Here is a 2,090-nt window from a genome sequence, read left to right as displayed (position 1 = left end):
GCGGCGTCGGCCGTCCCGGCGGCGCGGCCCGACCCGCGCGGGCGGCCCGGGCTGCGCGCCGCGCTCGCCGAGCACATGCGGCGCAGCCGCGGCGTGTCCTGCACGCCGGACGCGATCGTCGTCACCCGCGGGATCGGCAACGGGCTGGACCTGCTGGCCGCGACCGTCCTGCGGCCCGGCGACCGCGTCGGCGTCGAGGACCCCGGCTGGGCCCGCGCCCGGACGGCGCTGCGGGCGCGCGGCATGACGCCCGTCCCGTGCCCGGTGGACGAGCACGGCCTCGTCGTGGACGCGCTGCCCGGCGGCCTGCGCATGGTGTACACGACGCCGTCCCACCAGTACCCCCTCGGCGGCGTCCTGCCGGTGCCGAGGCGGCAGGCGCTGCTGGCGTGGGCGCGGCGCACCGGTGCGCTGGTGGTGGAGGACGACTACGACGGCGAGTTCCGGTACGACGTCGCGCCGCTGCCCGCGCTGTTCGACCTCGACCCGGAGACGGTGGTGCACCTCGGCACCACCTCCAAGATCCTCAGTTCGGACGTCGGGGTGGGCTGGCTGGTAGCCCGGCCGGAGCTGGCGGCGGCCGTCGCGCGCCGCCGGGTGGACCTGGCCGACCGGACCGCCGCGGTGTCGCAGGAGGCGGTGCGGCTGCTGCTGGAGCGCGGCGACCTGGTCCGGCACGTCCGCCGGATGCGCGCGGAGTACGCCCGCCGCCGCGCCGTGGTGACCGAGGAGCTCGCCGGGCTGCCGCTGGTCGGCGACACGGCGGGCCTGCACCTGGTGGCGTCGCTGCCGCCGGGCCGCGCCGAGCGGGTCGCCGCCGAGGCCGCCCGGCACGGCGTCCTGCTGGACGTCCTGGAGCGCTACCACGCCGGGCCGGTCCGGTTCTCCGGCCTCGTCATCGGGTACGGCGCGGTGTCCGGGCGCGCCGAGCTCCGCGCGGCGTGCGGTCTCGTCCGCCGGCTGGTCGCGGCCGACGAGGCCGAGCCGGACGCGGCCCCGGCCGGACGGTCCGTCTAGCGGGCGCTGGCGGGGACGGGCTGCGGGGCGATGGGCGCGGGCGGCGCCGGGGTCGCGGCGGGCGGGGCCGGGGACGCCGGGGCGGGAACCGGCGAGCGCGTGAGCAGGGGCTTGCGGGCGGCGGCGCCGAGCGGGCCCTCGTCGGCCGGGGCGGGACGCGGGCGCGCGAGCACGGAGAGCGGGGTGTCCGGGCCGGTGAGGCGGCGGACGTCGATGCCGCCGGGATCGGGGCGGACGACGTCCGGCACCTGGGAGACCCCGAAGTGCCCGCCGCGCGCCCAGTCCCGGCGGTCGCGGCGGGACTCGTAGGACTGCGGCGTCGGCAGCGGCGGCCCGGCGGGCCAGCGGCGCGCGACGCCCCAGCCGTCCAGCCAGCGCAGGATCGGGTCGAGGCCGGTCAGCGGGCCGCCGGTGAACGGGTCGCGGGACTGCCCGACGACCATGATCTGCGCGCAGATCCGGCCCTCCCGGCCGGGGCCGGGCGCGGGGCCGTCCTCGCTGAGCGCGAGCGCCGCCCGCAGGATCGGGAGCTGCTGGACGACCTCGCCGGTGACCGGGTTCCAGACCACGTGCGCGGGCCGGCCGATCTTGGCGAGGTCCACGGCGAGGGAGCGCGCCGACACCGAGCCCGGATCCGATCCGCTGGTCAGCCAGACGGCCCGGGGGGCTCCGCCCCGCAGGGCGCCCCCGTCCAGTCGTGCGGGCAGCCGGACGGCCTCGGGCAGCCATGCGTCGGCCACGGTGGGTCCCCCCTATGGGACGTGCGGACCACGTCCCGTTCGTCCGGTCCTTGCCTTCAGACCCGGCCGGACGCTGAGTCCGGTCGGCCCGCCCTGGGCCGGTTGGATGGCATATTCAGGCATACGCGCCTTGTGTCGGTGATGACTACCCGTACCGCGCTTCGCTGTCACCTGGGGCGGCGACTTTCCTGCCCGGACCCGGTCTCAGCAGCCGGGGGTCACTCCCCGCACGGCGGCGAACACGCAGGTGGCGGGCTCCTGGGACGGATGGGGACGGACGGGTGCGGGCGGTGGTTCACACGGCGGCCGGTTCCGGCCGGAGCCGCCCCGGAC

General features: G+C 78.7%; 2 protein-coding genes. One reads left to right on the top strand and one right to left on the bottom strand.

Annotated elements, in window-relative coordinates; genetic code table 11:
* Positions 1–1,017: aminotransferase-like domain-containing protein (locus tag AB0J52_RS37675; protein ID WP_500187756.1), on the top strand; the 1,017-nt coding region annotated here is incomplete at its 5' end.
* On the opposite strand, the gene AB0J52_RS37670 is transcribed toward AB0J52_RS37675, so the two are convergent.
* Complete coding sequence (locus tag AB0J52_RS37670; protein ID WP_500187755.1) at positions 1,014–1,757, bottom strand: hypothetical protein; 744 nt, start codon at positions 1,755–1,757, stop codon at positions 1,014–1,016. The genes AB0J52_RS37675 and AB0J52_RS37670 overlap by 4 nt on opposite strands.
* Positions 1,758–2,090: the final 333 nt, after the last annotated feature.

The organism is Spirillospora sp. NPDC049652 (assembly GCF_040675125.1).
Taxonomy (GTDB): Bacteria; Actinomycetota; Actinomycetes; order Streptosporangiales; family Streptosporangiaceae; genus Spirillospora.
Note: the sequence above shows the minus strand (reverse complement) of the source record. Positions and strands in the feature narration are given on the sequence as shown.